This is a genomic window from Pseudomonas sp. B3G-3 (genome assembly GCF_028640915.1).
Classification (GTDB): domain Bacteria; phylum Pseudomonadota; class Gammaproteobacteria; order Pseudomonadales; family Pseudomonadaceae; genus Aquipseudomonas; species Aquipseudomonas chlororaphis_I.
Map to the genome: position 1 here is coordinate 1 of NZ_JAQZAB010000026.1, position 216 is coordinate 216.

The 216-nt window shown below is 65.3% G+C and carries 1 protein-coding gene; it reads right to left on the reverse strand.

Going from position 1 to position 216, the window contains the following annotated elements; genetic code table 11:
* The coding region (locus PVZ80_RS00225) for a hypothetical protein (protein ID WP_273863283.1) at positions 1 to 216 on the reverse strand (216 nt) is incomplete at both ends.

Sequence of the window (216 nt, forward strand, 5' to 3'; positions counted from 1 at the left end):
GACGCTGACCTTACCGCTTGAGCCTTTTTGCGCAGCGATCACGGTGTTGCCAGCGGTCTGCACCTTGGCGCCGTTGGTCAGCGACAGCGAGCCGTTGCCCGACTGGCCCACGATCATGTCGCCCAGGCTTTTCCAGAGGCTGCCCGCGCCATCGACGCTGGCGCTGCCAGTGGAGCCCAGGTCGGCAGCGATGATGCTGTCCTGGCTGTTGACCTG